At 71.1% G+C, this 14,905-nt stretch carries 12 protein-coding genes; 5 read left to right on the plus strand and 7 right to left on the minus strand.

Annotated elements, in window-relative coordinates:
- Window positions 1-255: 255 nt before the first annotated feature.
- From QBL25_RS06460 to QBL25_RS06475, 4 genes are all read right to left on the minus strand, one after another.
- Window positions 256-1,419, minus strand: coding sequence for an acyl-CoA dehydrogenase family protein (locus QBL25_RS06460; protein WP_409056023.1), 1,164 nt, complete (start codon window positions 1,417-1,419; stop codon window positions 256-258).
- A gap of 88 nt (window positions 1,420-1,507) precedes the next feature.
- Window positions 1,508-2,560 (minus strand): alcohol dehydrogenase catalytic domain-containing protein, encoded by a 1,053-nt coding sequence (locus QBL25_RS06465; protein WP_409056024.1) that lies wholly within the window; start codon window positions 2,558-2,560, stop codon window positions 1,508-1,510.
- Window positions 2,557-3,036 carry a DUF4334 domain-containing protein gene (locus QBL25_RS06470; protein WP_409056025.1) on the minus strand — a complete coding sequence of 160 codons (480 nt, stop codon included), beginning with the start codon at window positions 3,034-3,036 and terminating at the stop codon, window positions 2,557-2,559. Before QBL25_RS06470 ends, QBL25_RS06465 begins: the two co-directional genes overlap by 4 nt.
- On the minus strand, window positions 3,033-4,664 hold the full coding sequence (locus QBL25_RS06475; RefSeq protein ID WP_409056026.1) for a succinic semialdehyde dehydrogenase: 1,632 nt from the start codon (window positions 4,662-4,664) through the stop codon (window positions 3,033-3,035). The genes QBL25_RS06470 and QBL25_RS06475 overlap by 4 nt, the downstream gene beginning before the upstream one ends.
- A gap of 193 nt (window positions 4,665-4,857) precedes the next feature.
- Between QBL25_RS06475 and QBL25_RS06480 the strand changes: the two genes are divergently transcribed.
- Window positions 4,858-6,063, plus strand: coding sequence for an oxygenase MpaB family protein (locus QBL25_RS06480; RefSeq protein ID WP_409056027.1), 1,206 nt, complete (start codon window positions 4,858-4,860; stop codon window positions 6,061-6,063).
- A gap of 90 nt (window positions 6,064-6,153) precedes the next feature.
- Here the strand turns inward: QBL25_RS06480 and QBL25_RS06485 are convergent, their stop codons facing one another.
- Complete coding sequence (locus QBL25_RS06485; protein ID WP_409056028.1) at window positions 6,154-7,317, minus strand: TetR/AcrR family transcriptional regulator; 1,164 nt, start codon at window positions 7,315-7,317, stop codon at window positions 6,154-6,156.
- A gap of 214 nt (window positions 7,318-7,531) precedes the next feature.
- Here QBL25_RS06485 and QBL25_RS06490 point away from each other — a divergent pair, with 214 nt between their 5' ends.
- Entirely contained in the window at window positions 7,532-9,112 is a 1,581-nt protein-coding gene (locus QBL25_RS06490; protein WP_409056029.1) for a long-chain-fatty-acid--CoA ligase, read from the plus strand.
- Window positions 9,113-9,154: 42 nt separating this feature from the next.
- On the opposite strand, the gene QBL25_RS06495 is transcribed toward QBL25_RS06490, so the two are convergent.
- A complete protein-coding gene (locus tag QBL25_RS06495) occupies window positions 9,155-10,168 on the minus strand; it encodes a LacI family DNA-binding transcriptional regulator (protein ID WP_409056030.1) in 1,014 nt (337 codons plus the stop codon).
- A gap of 280 nt (window positions 10,169-10,448) precedes the next feature.
- On the opposite strand from QBL25_RS06495, the gene QBL25_RS06500 reads away from it, so the two are divergent.
- Together QBL25_RS06500 and QBL25_RS06505 are read left to right on the plus strand one after the other, a co-directional pair.
- Window positions 10,449-12,932 (plus strand): alpha-L-arabinofuranosidase C-terminal domain-containing protein, encoded by a 2,484-nt coding sequence (locus QBL25_RS06500; RefSeq protein WP_409056031.1) that lies wholly within the window; start codon window positions 10,449-10,451, stop codon window positions 12,930-12,932.
- A gap of 127 nt (window positions 12,933-13,059) precedes the next feature.
- Window positions 13,060-13,557, plus strand: a complete 498-nt coding sequence (locus tag QBL25_RS06505) for a peptidylprolyl isomerase (RefSeq protein WP_409056032.1) — start codon at window positions 13,060-13,062, stop codon at window positions 13,555-13,557.
- Window positions 13,558-13,656: 99 nt separating this feature from the next.
- Here QBL25_RS06505 and QBL25_RS06510 read toward each other — a convergent pair whose 3' ends face one another.
- Window positions 13,657-14,310: a ThuA domain-containing protein gene (locus QBL25_RS06510; protein WP_409056033.1), complete on the minus strand. Its 654-nt coding sequence runs from the start codon at window positions 14,308-14,310 to the stop codon at window positions 13,657-13,659.
- Window positions 14,311-14,478: 168 nt separating this feature from the next.
- On the opposite strand from QBL25_RS06510, the gene QBL25_RS06515 reads away from it, so the two are divergent.
- Complete coding sequence (locus tag QBL25_RS06515; RefSeq protein WP_409056034.1) at window positions 14,479-14,805, plus strand: hypothetical protein; 327 nt, start codon at window positions 14,479-14,481, stop codon at window positions 14,803-14,805.
- The last annotated feature ends 100 nt before the right edge of the window (window positions 14,806-14,905 follow it).

Below are 14,905 nucleotides of genomic sequence, written 5' to 3' on the forward strand. Positions count from 1 at the left end.
GTTCGTCGTCCGTGCCCCCGGTCCGTGCCTGCGGATGCGGGGGTTTCTCGTTCCTGGCGGGGTGGAGCTGATGCGTGTGATCCCGCCGGCGCGGCACGTCCGGGATCTTCCCGGAGGCCGGTTCGGCGGTTACGCAGAACTCTTCGCCCTGAACGGCCCGCGGAGATGCAGCCAAGGGTGGGCATTTTCGTGACGGAGTTGCCGCGGGCATCGCCGTGTTGACGGCACGGTTGACGGTCCGGACGGCGTGGCGGCCTAGAGCCCCAGGTCGCGGGCGACGATCTCCTTCATGATCTCCGTGGTGCCGCCGTAGATGGTGGTGATGCGCGAGTCGAGATAGTCGTGGGCGATGCGGTATTCGAGCATGTAGCCGTAGGCGCCGTGCAGTTGGAGGCAGCGGCCGACGATGTCCACGTACTGCTCCGTCGCCCAGAACTTCGCCGCCGCGGCGTCCGCGGCGCTCAGTTCACCCCGGGAGTGCCGGGCGAGCAGGTCGTCCAGGTAGGCGCGGCCGACGCGGGCGGTGGTGACCATGTCGGCCAGTTGGAAGCGGGTGTTCTGGAAGGAGCCGATGGTGCGGCCGAAGGCCGTGCGCTCCCTGACGTATCCCACGGTCCGCTCCAGGACGCCTTCGATCGACGCCATGGCGTTGGCGGCGATCGAGATCCGCTCCTGGGGAAGATTGCGCATCAGGGCCTTGAAGCCGGAGCCCTCCTCGCCGAGCAGGTTGGCGACCGGCACGCGGACGTCCCGGAAGAACAACTCGCTGGTGTCCTGCGCGTGCAGGCCGACCTTCTCCAGGTTGCGCCCCCGTGCGAAGCCGGGCCGGTCGGCCTCGACGACCAGCAGGCTGATCCCGTCGTGGCGGCCCGGTCCGGTCCGGACCGCGGTGACGACCAAGTCGGCGTTCTGGCCGTTGGAGATGAAGACCTTGCTGCCGTTGATCACGTACGCGTCGCCGTCGCGGACGGCGGTGGTGGCGATCCCGGCCAGGTCGCTGCCGGTGCCGGGCTCGGTCATCGCGACCGCGACGATCCGCGTCCCGGCGGCGATGCCGGGCAGCCAGCGGGCCTTCTGCTCGTCGTTGGTCAGGTCGGTGAAGTAGGGCACGACGATGTCGTTGGACAGGCCCACCCCGGCGAGGCCGTCCGACGCGGGATGGCGCGAGAACTCCTCGCCGATCACCGCGTTGAAGCGGAAGTCGGTGACTCCGCCGCCGCCGTACTCCTCGGGGATGTTGAAGCCGAGGATTCCGGCCCGCGCGGCCTCCTCGAAGAGGTCGCGGTCGACCTTGCCCTGCGCCCGCCACCGCTCGGCGTGCGGCGCGGCGTGCTTGTCGACGAACGCGCGGACCGTCTCGCGCAGAAGTTCGTGGTCGTCGTCGTAGAGCGACCGTTCGGCGAAGATCGCACGGGCCATGAGGACTCCGATCGGGACTGCTCTCGTCCGGGGACGAGAGACATGCGGCAGGGACGGGGAGGGGCACAGGAAGGGTGAGGGGCTTCGGTCAGCGGGCGGGAAGGAGCACCGGCTTCAGCGTCCGGCCCGCCCGCTGGTCGGCGACCGCCCGGTCCAGGGCGCCCAGGTCGTACGTCGTCACCAGCGCGTCGAGGGGCAGTGCGCCCTCCTGGTGACGCCGGATCAGTTCGGGTACGAGCAGCGACGGCTCGGCGTCGCCCTCGACGCAGCCGCGCAGTTCGAGTCCGCGCAGCATCAGGGCGCGCACGTCGATCTCGGCCGTGGCGGGCCCGAGGCCGACCACGGCGAGCACACCGCGGGGCCGCAGCAGCGTGAGGGCGCGAGCGATCGCCCCGGGGCGCCCGGTGGTGTCGAGCGCGTGGGTCACCGGCGGGACGGGGCCGTCCAGAGAGGCGAGCGCCGTCGCGCCGTACCGGACGGCGAAGTCACGGCGGGCGGCGACCGGTTCCGCCACGACGACCTCCACGCCGTCGGACAGGGCGGTCAGTACGGCCGCGGTGCCGACCGCGCCCGCGCCGACCACGAGGAGCCGGTCGCCAGGGCCGGGCCGCAGCACGTTGAGCACCGCGCCCGCGCCGGTGAGGAATCCGCACCCCAGCGGGGCGGCGACCTCCGGTGACGTGTCGCCCACCGGGACGCACGAGCGGGCGTCGGCCAGCGCGGCCGCGGCGAAGGACGACTGCCCGAAGTAGGCGCCGAAGACCGGCTCGCCGCCGACACGGATGGTCGGCGATCCGTCGGCCCGCCGCCCCGATCCGTTGAGCGCGGTCGCAAGGTCGCAGTACGCGGGATGTCCGGCCCGGCACTGCCCGCACCGGCCGCAGGAGGCGAAGGAGATGACGACCCGGTCCCCCACGGCGAGGGCGCCGGCCTCCGCGCCCCGCCGCTCCACGATGCCGCACCCCTCGTGGCCGAGCACGGCGGGCCGGTTCCCCAGTGCCCGGCGCATGACGAGATCGGTGTGGCAGACGCCGACCGCCTCGATCCGCACGATCACCTCGTGCGGGCGCGGGTCGTCCAGTTCGGCCTCGACGAGCTCGGCGGCTGCGGGGCCGCGCGAGAGCAGGACGGAGGTCCTCACTCGCGTTCCAGGCCGAAGTAGAAGGGGCGGCCTTCGGCGAGCACGAGACGGGGCTTGCCGTTCATCACGCCCATCAGGGTGTCGTCGTCCAGGCGCTTGAAGTGGTCGAGCACGGCCATCCCGTCGTACACCATCGTGGCGGTCACCTCGCCACGGAACTCGACGTTCCACAGGCTGGCCTCGCCGCGGCCCGCCTTGGTGTCGGAGAAGAGGCTGCCGTCGTCGGCCCGGCAGATGAGCGGCTTCGCGTCGTCGAGCGCGTCGAACCGCTTGCCGTGCCACCTGCCGGCCGCCAGCACCTTCTCGATGGGGTGGCCGGTCAGGAAGGCGAACCCGCGCCAGGAGCCGAGGAGCACCGAAGCGTCGACGGTGTCGAGGTCCGCCCACAGAGCGTCGAGTTCGTGGGGGTCGACCGGCCCCCGTGCCGCCCGCAGGGTCCGCCACCGCTCGCCCACCGGCGGCAACCGGCCGCTCACCGCACACCCAGCCGGCGCAGCAGGGCCAGCTGTCCGTTGGTGCGGCGGACGAAGCTCCGCATCGAACTCTCCCCCGGTTTCGGCGGTCCCAGCGGCATGAGCCGCTGCGTGGCGATCGTCTGGCTCTCGGTGTACTTGCGGATGCCCTCGGCTCCGTGGCGCCGGCCCAGTCCGCTGTCGCCCATGCCGCCCATGCCGGCCTCGACACTGCCGGCCGCCGCGGCGGCGCCGTCGTTGACGTTGACCGATCCGGCGCGGATCCGCCCCGCGAGCCGGGCGGCCTCGCGGGTGTCCTTCGACCAGACCGACGCCGAGAGGCCGTACGTCCCCTGGTTGGCCAGGTCCACCGCTTCGCCGTCCGAGCCGTAGGCGTACAGCGAGATCACGGGGCCGAACGTCTCCTCGCCGCACACGGCCATCTCGGGCGTGACGCCTTCGAGGACGGTCGGCTCGTAGAAGAGCGGGCCGATGTCGGGGCGGGCGCGGCCTCCCACCAAGGCGGTGGCCCCCTTGGCCACCGCGCCGTCGACATGGGCCTCGACGGCCGCGAGCCGCGCCGCCGAGGTCAGGGATCCGACATCGGCCGTGTAGTCGTAGGACCGCCCGAGCGTCAGGGCCCGCGTCGCCTCGACGAGTGCGGTGCGGAAGGCGTCGTGCACCGCCTCGTGGACGTAGACGCGTTCGACGTGGATGCACATCTGCCCGGTGTTGGCGAAGGCGGCCGCCACCGTGCCCGCCGCCGCGGCGGCGATGTCGGCGTCCTGTCGCACGATCAGCGGGTTCTTGCCGCCGAGTTCGAGCGAGGCCCCGACGAGCCGGCCGGCGGCCCGCTGCGCGACGGTGCGTCCGGTGGCGGTCGACCCGGTGAAGCAGACGAAGTCGACGGCGTCCACCAGCGCGGTCCCCACCGCCGCCCCGGGACCGGCCACGATCTGCCACAGCTCGGTGGGCAGCCCGGCCTCCGCCATCAGGGCCCGCGTCCACAGCAGGGTCAGCGCGGTCTGCTCGTCCGCCTTGGAGACCACCGCGTTGCCCGCAAGGAGGGCGGGCAGCACGTCGCCGACACCGAGGTACAGGGGGTAGTTCCAGGGCGAGACGATCCCGACGACGCCCTTCGGCACGCGCACCTCCTCGACCTTCGTCAGGCCGGGCACCATCCCGCGTACGCGCCGGGGAGCCAGATAGTGCCGGGCCCGCCGCGCGTAGTGCCGGGCGATCGCCGCGACCTGGGCCACCTCCATCCAGGCGTGGTAGCGCGCCTTGCCGGTCTCCCACTGAATCAGGTCGAGCACCTGCTCCTGCCGCTCCAACAGCAGGTCGTGGAAGGCGAGCACCACCTGCCCGCGGCGCTTGAGCGGTGTCCCCGCCCACCGCGGCCGGGCCGCGCGGGCCGCGGCCACCGCCGCCGTGACGTCCTGCGGACCGCAGGCGGGGACGGCGGCGATCGGCGACAGGTCGAACGGCGCGACGGCCGTCACCGGCTCCGGACGGCCTGGCCCGTCGGCCGTCGCGTCCCGGCTCACCCACGCACACCAGGTCGCGATCGACGCGGCCGTCACCCACGCGGGTCGACAGCCGCTCGCGGCAGAGCCGTGCGGCCCGGGGATCTGGTCCTGCTCCGTGGTCATGCGGGCTCCTCGGTCGTACGGGACGGAATCGAGCCGGAGGGTCACGTCGATGCCCTTGTCGACGGCGACGCACCTCGCTATGTTAATCAAAAATCACATCCTGGAACAAGCGCTGAAACGTGGGGGCGACGCCAACCACCAGCAGAACAAGGCGTGATGAGCCGCACGTCCTACCAGGAAGGCGAGTAAGTAAATGCACAATCTCAGCCGCAGAAAAGTGCTGTCCCTCGGCGCCGCACTGGGCCTCGTGGGCGCGGCGGGCACCACCGACGCGTGGGCGTGGCCGCCGACGGGATCGGTCGCCGGAGCCGGCGCGGGCACCGACCCGGAATACGTGTGGGACGACGAGGTCGACCAGCTGGTGGCCTCGCTCTTCGCCAAGGACCAGATCCCGGCCGTCAACACCGCGATGGCCTCATGGGTGAACAACAACGACCCACTGCCCGGCGGCCTGCCGCCCGAGCTCACCGCGTACCTGCGCAAGGTCAACAAGCTGCCCTCCTGGGCGGACCCGGCCAAGCTGGCCCGCGCCGCCGACTTCAACCGGCGCAAGGACACCTACCTCTTCGTCCTCTACGGCCTCGGCAGCGGGATCATGAGCACGGTGATCCCCCGGGAGGCCAAGAGCGTCTACTGGTCCGCGGGCGGCGCCGACATGAAGGACCGCGCGGCCAAGACCTTCACGTTCGGCTACGACCTGGCCCAGCTGAAGGGCTTCGAGCCGACGGGCCAGATGGTGGTCACCTCCAACAAGACGCGTCTGGTGCACGCCGCCGTGCGCCACCTGCTGCCGCAATCACCCCACTGGACGGCGGTCTCGGACCAGAAGATCCCGATCAGCAACGCCGACATCCTGGTCACCTTCCACAGCCTGGGCACCTACGTGCGCAGGAAGCTGCTCGACTGGAAGGTCCCGTTCCCGGCCGCGGACCAGGAGGCCTTCCTGCACAGCTGGCAGGTCGCCCTGCACCTGCTCGGCGTACGGGACGAGTACATCCCCAAGACGTGGGCCGACGCGGAGGCGCAGTCGGGTCAGGTGCTCACGCCGATCCTCTCCCCCACCACCGAGGGGATCGAACTGGCCGAGGACCTGCTCGGGCTGACCGCCGAGATCGATCTGGGGGTCACCCGCGGGTTCCTCAACGAGTTCGTTCGCTACGTCCTGAGCAACGAGATCGGCGACTGGCTGGGGCTGAAGCGCGACTACGCGTCGGCGACCCTGATCCGTACGGTGTGGCCGGCCTTCATCCTGTTCCGCGAGGGGCTCTCGCCCGTCGCGCCGGGGGCCTTCTACATGTTCGACCAGTTCGTGCGCGCCCTGGCCATGGCGTTCTTGAACAACGGCGGCTCGGGACAGACCACCCCCATCGTCATCCCGACGGGGAACAGGCCGAGTTGAAGCACCGGTCGGGCACCCGCGCGGCCGGCCCGGGCGGCGGTGTCTCAGCCGACGTGGACGCCAACGCTGCCGGCACGGTCAGCGCCGCCCTCAAAGGCCCAGCGCACCCACGACGAGGCCGGTCACGGCCGCCCGGTGGTCGGGGCTGTCCCGCCACCGCAGCCGCCGCCCGGCCTCGACCACCACGCCGAACCCGGCATGGACGAGCACCCGCGCCTGCCGCGGGTCCAGCTCAGGACGGGCGAGCCGCAACTGCTGTTCCCAGACGGCGATGTGCTCCCGCTGCGCCAGGAGCAGGGGGCCGCGCTGGTCGTCCGGCAGGCCGGCGAACTCGGCCTCGGCGACGCTGGTGAGCGCGGTGTGCTCGAAGCTGTAGGCCACGTAGGTCGCCGCGAGGGCCACGACCGCCTCGTGTGGATCGGCCACTTCCTGAAGGCTCTGGTCCACCGCCTGGGCCAGCAAGCCCGCCGCCTGGAGGCACGCCGCCACCAGGATGTCGACCTTGCCCGGGTAGTGGCGGTAGAGCGCGGACGGGGCGAGGCCCACCGCCCGGGCGATCTGACCGTTGGTGACGTTGGCGAACCCGTCCCGGGCGAACAGCGGGACGGCGGCGGCGAGGATCTCCGCACGCCGCGACCGCGGCACCGGCAGCGCCGGCAGCTCCACGCGGCGCCCGCCGCGCACGGCCGCCGCGGGATCGGTCGCGATCACGCGCAGGGCGCACGTCAAAAGCAGTTCTTCGACCCGGCGTTGAGCGATGGAGGTGTGATGCATGGTGAGGGACCCGATGGCGCCGAGCGCCGCCACGACCCGCAGTTCCTCGTCCGGCAGCGGGCGCTCGCGCCGCACCGCGTCGGCCACCCGCCCGACGACCCGCGTGAACTTCCCCCGCAGCAGCAGCCGGTCCTCACGGTCGAGATACCGGGCCTCCCAGCGGTACACGCCGCCCGACGCACGATGGGCGACGGTGACCCGGATCAGGGCGGTGAGCACCTCGGCCGGTTCCGCCTCGGGCGGCAGTTCGTCGAGCGCGGCGACGAGGCGGTCCACCATGGCGTGCGCGCACTCGGCGAACAGCGCGTACTTGTTCGGGAAGTGCCGGTACAGGGCCGCGGCCGTGATGCCCACGGCGGCGGCGATGTCCTCCATGGACGCCGCGTGATAGCCGCGCTCGCTGAAGCGCCGGCCGGCCGCCTCGACGATGAGCTGCCTGCGGTTGCGCGGCCGGGTGGCCGAGGTCGACTCGACGGTCATGACCGGCCAGAAGCATGCGGATACGGCGCCATGCGGCCCAGTCAACCACACGTCGGATCATGCCCGGGATCACCTGGGCACAGACCGTGCGAGCACTGGGTCCCGCGCCGCGCCCCATGTGATTTCCCATTAACAAAAGGCTTCTCCCGCACCCGTGGTGAACGCCATACTGCTCCAGCGCCCACCCATCGAACCGGCACCCGAGGAATAACCCATGTCGACAGACACGGCTCCCGCATGGTCCTTCCGGCAGCACTGGATGTCCCAGGCGGCGACGCACGCGATGACGCGTCCCGACAAGCCCGCGCTGCGCCACCTCGGGCAGACCACCACCTGGTCACAGCTCTCGCGCCGGTCGCTGCGACTGGCCGCCGCGTTCGCCGGCCGCGGGGTCGCCGCCGGTGACCGCGTGGCCCTGCTGACGCTGAACCATCCGTGGTTCGTGGAGAGCGTGTTCGCGGCGAACAGCCTGGGCGCCATGGCCGTACCGCTCAGCTTCCGGCTCGCACCGCCGGAACTGGACCACGTCCTGGCCGACTGCACCCCGTCGGCGATCGTCGTCGACGCACGGCTGCTGCCCCTGCTGCGGTCCGTGCCGAACGCGGCGAAGATCGGCACGGTCGTCGTCATCGGGGAACCGGGCGGGGCCGGGGCCCAGGACCACCTCGCGTACGAGGAGTTCCTCTCGGCCCACGAGCCGATGGAGCTGCCCGACATCGGCGAGGAGACGACCGCGCTGATCATGTACACCTCGGGCACCACCGGCCGGCCGAAGGGGGTGATGCTGTCCCACCGCAACATGCAGGTGCAGGCGATCACGTGCATCCGCGCGATGGAGATGTTCGACGACTCCGACGTCGGTTTCCTGACGGCACCCTTCTTCCACATCGCGGGTCTGGGCTCGATCGTGGCGAACTTCGTGGTGGGCGGCACCGTCGTCATCCATCCACTGGGGACCTTCGACCCGGGGGCGGTCCTTGACGCCTACGAACGCGAGGGCGCCACCGTCGTGTTCAACGTCCCGCAGCAGTGGGACCTGCTCTGCGCGCAGCCCGACATCGACCGGCGCGACCTCAAGCTGCGGATCATCAGCTGGGGCGCCGCCCCCGCGAGCGACGCCACCCTGCGCGCGATGGGCGAGACGTTCCCCGACGCCCTCAACGTGGCCGTGTTCGGCCAGACCGAGACCTCGCCGATCACCTGCGTGCTGCGCGGCGAGGACTCCCTGCGCAAGCTCGGCTCGGTCGGCAGGCCGATCCCGAGCATCCAGTACCGCATCGTCGACGCGGAGATGAACGACGTCGCCGTCGGAGAGGTCGGGGAGATCGTCTACCGCGGGCCGACGCTCACCCAGGGGTACTGGCAGAAGCCGCAGGAGACCGCGGAGGCCTTCAAGGGCGGATGGTTCCACTCCGGTGACCTGGTCAAACGGGACGAGGAGGGCTTCGTCTGGGTGGTCGACCGCAAGAAGGACATGATCATCAGCGGCGGCGAGAACATCTACTGCGCCGAACTGGAGAACGCCGTCGCCGGGCACCCCTCGGTATGGGAGGTCGCGGTGATCGGCAGGGCCGACGAGCGCTGGGGCCAGGTGCCCGTCGCCTACGTCACCCTCACCCCGGGTGCCGACCTGACACTGGGGGAGCTGACGCGGTTCCTGGACGGGAAGCTCGCCTCCTTCAAGTGGCCCAAGGACCTCGTCCTGGCCACCGAACTCCCCCGCAACGCGGGCGGCAAGGTGGTCAAGCCCGTCCTGCGGGCCCAGGACGCGACACGCGAGCCGGTGGCGTCCTGACGCTCTCCCCCGATCCCTGAGGGGCGGCCCGGCCCTCCGGCGTCAGCCCTTGGCGGGCCCGGGCCCCGAGCTGGCCCGGACCGTCAACTCCGGTGCCAGCAGGGTCACTTCGTCCACGGCCTCGCCCCGCAGCTTGGCGACTACGCGTTCCACCGCCCGGCGGCCCAGCTCCTGGGCGGGGACGGCGACCGAGGTGAGGCGGACCGAGGACTGGGTGGCGACCTGGTCGGGGCAGACGGCGACGACGGAGACGTCTTCCGGTATGGCGCGGCCCTGCCGGCGCAGGAGGCTCAGGAGGGGCTCCACGGCCGATTCGTTCTGCACGACGAAGCCCGTGGTGCCGGGGCGTTCGTCGGAGATCCGGGCCAGGGTCGCGGCGAGCGCGTCGTACGTCCCCTCGCAGGGGCGGTGCAGCACCCGCACGCCGAGCTCGCGGGCCCGCCCGCGCAGCCCGTCCAGGGTGCGTTCCGCGAAGCCGGTGTGCCGCTCGTAGACCGCGGGCGCCTCGCCGATCACGGCGATCTCCCGGTGGCCGAGTCCGGCGAGGTACTCCACGCACCGCGCGCCGGTCGCCACGAAGTCGAGGTCCACGCAGGTCAGGCCCGTGGGATCGGCGGGGAGGCCGATGAGGACCGCGGGCCGTCCGGTCCCCCGGATCAGCGGCAAGCGCTCGTCGTGCAGTTCCACGTCCATCAGGATCATCGCGTCGGCGAGCGCGCTGCCCTCGACGCGGCGCACCGCCTCGGGGCCCTCCTCGCCGGTCAGGAGCAGCACGTCGTACCCATGGGTGCGTGCCGTGGTGGCGACGGCGACGGCTATCTCCATCATCACCGGCACGTACATGTCGGTGCGCAGCGGCACCATCAGCGCAATGATGTTGGATCGGCTGCTGGCCAGGGCCCTGGCGCCGGCGTTCGGGTGGTAGCCGAGCTCCCTGATGGACCGCTCGACGCGGTCCTTGGTGGAGGCGGAGATGGACCGCTTGCCGCTGAGTACGTAGCTCACGGTGCTGGCCGAGACTCCGGCGTGGTGGGCTACCTCGGCGAGGGTGACCATGCAGTTCTCCTGGGCGGGCGTGGGGGAGGCCGTGAGGCGGGGCGAAGCGCTTCGACTCATCATGTCACCCGGCCGAGTTGACGGCCCCATCCACGCCGCCACGGCCGTTCGGCTCGGCCCGGTCGGTCCCCCTTCCTCCCGGAAGTCGTTCGAGATCACGAACCCCGGGACGCACCTCGGACCACTTCCTGCGCGATGCGTTGACGTGCCGCTCCGCGCTCTCTAAGTTGCGTTCGACCCACTGACCACTGTTCGAAATACCGCACAGACTGGGGTACGCATGGCACGCAGACGCTGGAGGATCGGGCTCACCCTGGGGGCCCTGCTCACCGGAACGCTCGCCGCGGGACCCACCGCCGCGGCCGGACCCGCCGACTACACCATCGACGTCGACACGACCCGCACCGGCCCGCGGATCGACGACTCGATGTACGGCGTCTTCTACGAGGACATCAACCGCGCGGCGGACGGCGGCCTCTACGCCGAACTCGTCCAGAACCGCTCCTTCGAGTACTCCACCGCCGACAACGCCGCCTACACACCGCTGACTTCGTGGGCCACCTCCGGTGCCGCCAAGGCGGTGAACGACGACGGCCGCCTGAACGCCCGCAACCGCACCTACCTCTCGCTGGGGGCGGGCGCGTCGGTGACCAACTCCGGCTACAACACCGGCATCGCGGTCACCAAGAACAAGCGCTACGACTTCTCGGTCTGGGCCCGCACCGGCGGGGCGGACAAGTCCCCCCTCTCCCTCGAACTGCGCGACGCCTCCGGCGCCCTGGCCCCGGCCCGCCGCGTCACCGCGCGCGGCGGCTGGGCGAAGTACGAGGCGTCCTTCACCGCCGCCCGCACCTCCGCCGCCGGGCGGCTCACGGTCGCATCGGGCGCGCCGGTCGCCCTCGACGAGATCTCCCTCTTCCCCCGCGACACCTACAAGGGCCGCACCAACGGCCTGCGCAAGGACCTCGCCCAGAAGATCGCCGACCTGGACCCGGGCTTTCTGCGCTTCCCCGGCGGCTGCCTGGTCAACACCGGCTCCCACGAGGCGTACGACGAGGCGTCCGGCTGGCAGCGCAAGCGCTCCTACCAGTGGAAGGACACCATCGGACCGGTCGAGCAGCGCGCCACGAACAGCAACTTCTGGGGCTACAACCAGAGTTACGGCCTCGGCTACTACGAGTACTTCCAGTTCGCCGAGGACACCGGGGCCATGCCGCTGCCCGTGGTACCCGCCCTGGTGACCGGCTGCGGCCAGAACAAGGCCACCGATGACCCGGCCCTCCTCAAGCGGCACATCCAGGACACCCTGGACCTCATCGAGTTCGCCAACGGCCCGGCGACCAGCGAGTGGGGCAAGAAGCGGGCGGCGATGGGCCACCCCAAGCCCTTCCGTCTCACCCACCTGGAGGTGGGCAACGAAGAGAACCTGCCGCAGGAGTTCTTCGCCCGCTTCCAGGAGTTCCGGTCGGCCATCGAGGCGAAGCACCCGGACATCACCGTCATCTCCAACTCCGGCCCGGACGACAGCGGCCCCGTCTTCGACAAGGCCTGGCAGCTCAACCGGGACGCGGACGTCGCGATGGTCGACGAGCACTACTACAACAGCCCGCGGTGGTTCCTGGAGAACAACGACCGATACGACTCCTACGACCGCACGGGCCCGCAGGTCTTCCTCGGCGAGTACGCCTCGCAGGGCAACACCTTCTCCAACGCCCTGTCCGAAGCGGCCTTCATGACCGGCCTGGAACGCAACGCCGACGTCGTCAAGCTCGCCTCGTACGCCCCGCTGCTCGCCAACGAGGACTACGTGCAGTGGAAGCCGAACATGATCTGGTTCGACAACGACCAGTCATGGGGCTCGGCCAACTACGAGACGCAGAAGCTCTTCATGCGCAACGTCGGTGACGAGGTCGTGCCGTCCACCGCGTCCGGCACCCCCGCCGCCTCCGGCCCCATCACCGGCGCCGTCGGCCTGTCCACCTGGGCCACCAGCGCCGCGTACGACGACGTGCGGGTCACCGGAGAGGACGGCGCGACGCTCCTGGCCGACGACTTCTCCGGCGGCGACGGCCGGTGGAGCGAGGCGGCAGGCAGGGGCACCTGGGCCGTCCAGGACGGGGCGTACGTCCAGTCCGACGAGGCCGCGGAGGACACCCTGGTCACGGCGGGCGACAAGGGCTGGCAGAACTACGACCTGAACGTGAAGGCCACCAAGAAGTCCGGCAAGGAGGGCTTCCTGGTCGCCTTCGGGGTCAAGGACACCGGCAACCACTACTGGTGGAACCTGGGCGGCTGGAACAACAGCCGGTCGGCCGTGGAGAAGACCGCCGACGGCGCGAAGCAGACCATGATCGAGGACACGACGACCGTCGAGACGGGCCGCAGCTACGACCTGCGTGTGGAGGTGCGCGGACGCCAGGTGACGCTGTTCCTCGACGGCCAGAAGTGGGGATCGTTCACGGACGACAAGCCCGCCGAGCCGTTCCGCCAGGTCGTCACCCGCGACAAGGCCACCGGCGACCTCATCGTGAAGGTCGTCAACGCGCAGGGTTCGGATGCCCGCACCAAGATCGGTCTCGGCCGGGGCGCGCAGGCCGGGCCGACCGCGAAGGTGACCACGCTCGCCGCCGACCCGGCCGCGGAGAACACGAAGGACGCGACACCGGTCAAACCGGTGACGTCGACGTTCCGGGGCGTGTCCGACACGTTCTCGTACACCTTCCCGGCGCATTCGATCACCTTCATGCGGATCGGAACGGACTGAAGAAGATCTTCAAACCCGGCGCACGAGCCGGTCACAAACGCCATCATGCCTGGTCAAACAGGTAAGGGCAGGGCCTTCGGGGGGTTCGGTTGGCGAGCGGGGACAGGGCAATGACAGGATGAGGACCATGACAATCAAGGCTTATTTCGACATCACCATCGACGGCAAGCCCGAAGGCCGCATCACGTTCAACCTCTTCGACGACGTCGTGCCGAAGACCGTGGAGAACTTCCGCGCGCTCGCCACCGGCGAAAAGGGCTTCGGCTACGCCGGCTCGAAGTTCCACCGCGTCATCCCGGACTTCATGCTCCAGGGCGGCGACTTCACCGCCGGCAACGGCACCGGCGGCAAGAGCATCTACGGCCCGAAGTTCGCCGACGAGAACTTCCAGCTCAAGCACACCAAGCCGGGCCTGCTCTCGATGGCCAACGCCGGCCCGAACTCGAACGGCTCGCAGTTCTTCATCACCACGGTCGTCACGAGCTGGCTCGACGGCAAGCACGTCGTCTTCGGTGAGGTCGCGGACGAGGAGAGCCTGGCCCTCGTCAAGAAGATCGAGAGCTACGGCTCGCAGTCCGGCGCCACCAAGGCCGAGGTCGCCATCGCCGCCTCCGGCACCCTCTAGGACCCGGCGCAAGCCCGGCTGAATCCTGGCACGAGCCCCCGCCGCAAGCGGCGGGGGCTCACCCGTGCCCTGACCTGCCCGCACCGCCGCGCGGGCCGCTCAGCCGAGGCCGGTCACGTACCGCAGGCCGCCCAGGAGGTGGCCGCGGAAGAGCGGATCCGCATAGGCCTCCTCGGCATGGCCCAGCGCCGTGTAGAACATCGGGCCGCCGCGCTCGTGGCACCACACCAGGGGATGGTCGGCCCCCATCCCGCCCCCTTCGTACGAGGATTCGTCGGCGGACGCCAGGACCCGCACCGCGCCGCGCGGCGAGGCCCGGAAGTCGTACCACTCGTCGGTGAACTCCCAGGCGGCGGGGAGGTGTTCGGTGGCCGGGTGCGCGTGGTCCTCGACGATCAGACGGCCGGGCTGGTGGGCGGGATGGCGCGCGAAGCGCGCGCCGAGCAGCTCGCCGTAGTACGGCCAGTCGTACTCGGTGCAGGCCGCCGCGTGCACCCCCATGAAGCCGCCGCCCGCGGCCCGGTGGGCGCGCAGCGCCGACCGCCCGGCCGGGGTGAGGACGTCGCCGCTGGTGGAGAGGAAGACGATCGCCGCGTAGCCGGACAGGTCCCGCTCGAAGACGGCCGGATCCTCGGTCGCGTCGGCCGGGCAGCCGCTCGCGGCGGCCAGCTCGCTCAGGGCGGCCACTCCGGCGGGGATCGAGGCGTGCCGGTAGGCGGTCGTGCGGCTGTAGATCAGCAGGCGGAGGCTCATGGGCCCTGATCGTAGGAGCCACGGCCGGGGGCGGACGTGAGACGAAGGTGGCCGATGCGGTCGACTTCTCCCCCGCGCCCGGCGGCCCGCGATAGCGTCGGCGGTGTCAGCAGATGTCCGAACGATGTTCCAGATATCGAACGCACATGGCACCAAGGAATGGCACGTATGCCCGATCGCACGCCCCCGGCCGCGGCATCCGCCCAGGGGCCGATCCGTCTTCGCGCTGACGCCCGCACCGCCTTGCGCCCGGCCGCCGCGGCACGCATCACCGGCGGCTTCTGGGCCACGCGGCGGCACACCAACGCGGCGGTGAGCATCGCCCGGGGACCCGAGCGCCTCGAACAGGCGGGGCACCTCGCCACCTTCCGCGCGGCGAGCTCCGAGGTCCACACGTGGCTGGAGGCCGCCTCCTGGCAGCTGCCGTACCACGCGTGGGCGCATCGCGACGAGGGCGCCATGCGGGTCTGGATCCCCCGCAGCACCTCCGGCTGACGCAGGGCGGCCGAGCGGGTTCGCGCCAGGGACACCGACGCCTCACCCGCCCTTCCCGCCCCGCCGGTTGAGCGCACCCTCATCCACGTACGTATGTACG

Origin of the sequence: Streptomyces sp. SYP-A7185 (assembly GCF_046103685.1) — a bacterium.
Classification (GTDB): domain Bacteria; phylum Actinomycetota; class Actinomycetes; order Streptomycetales; family Streptomycetaceae; genus Streptomyces.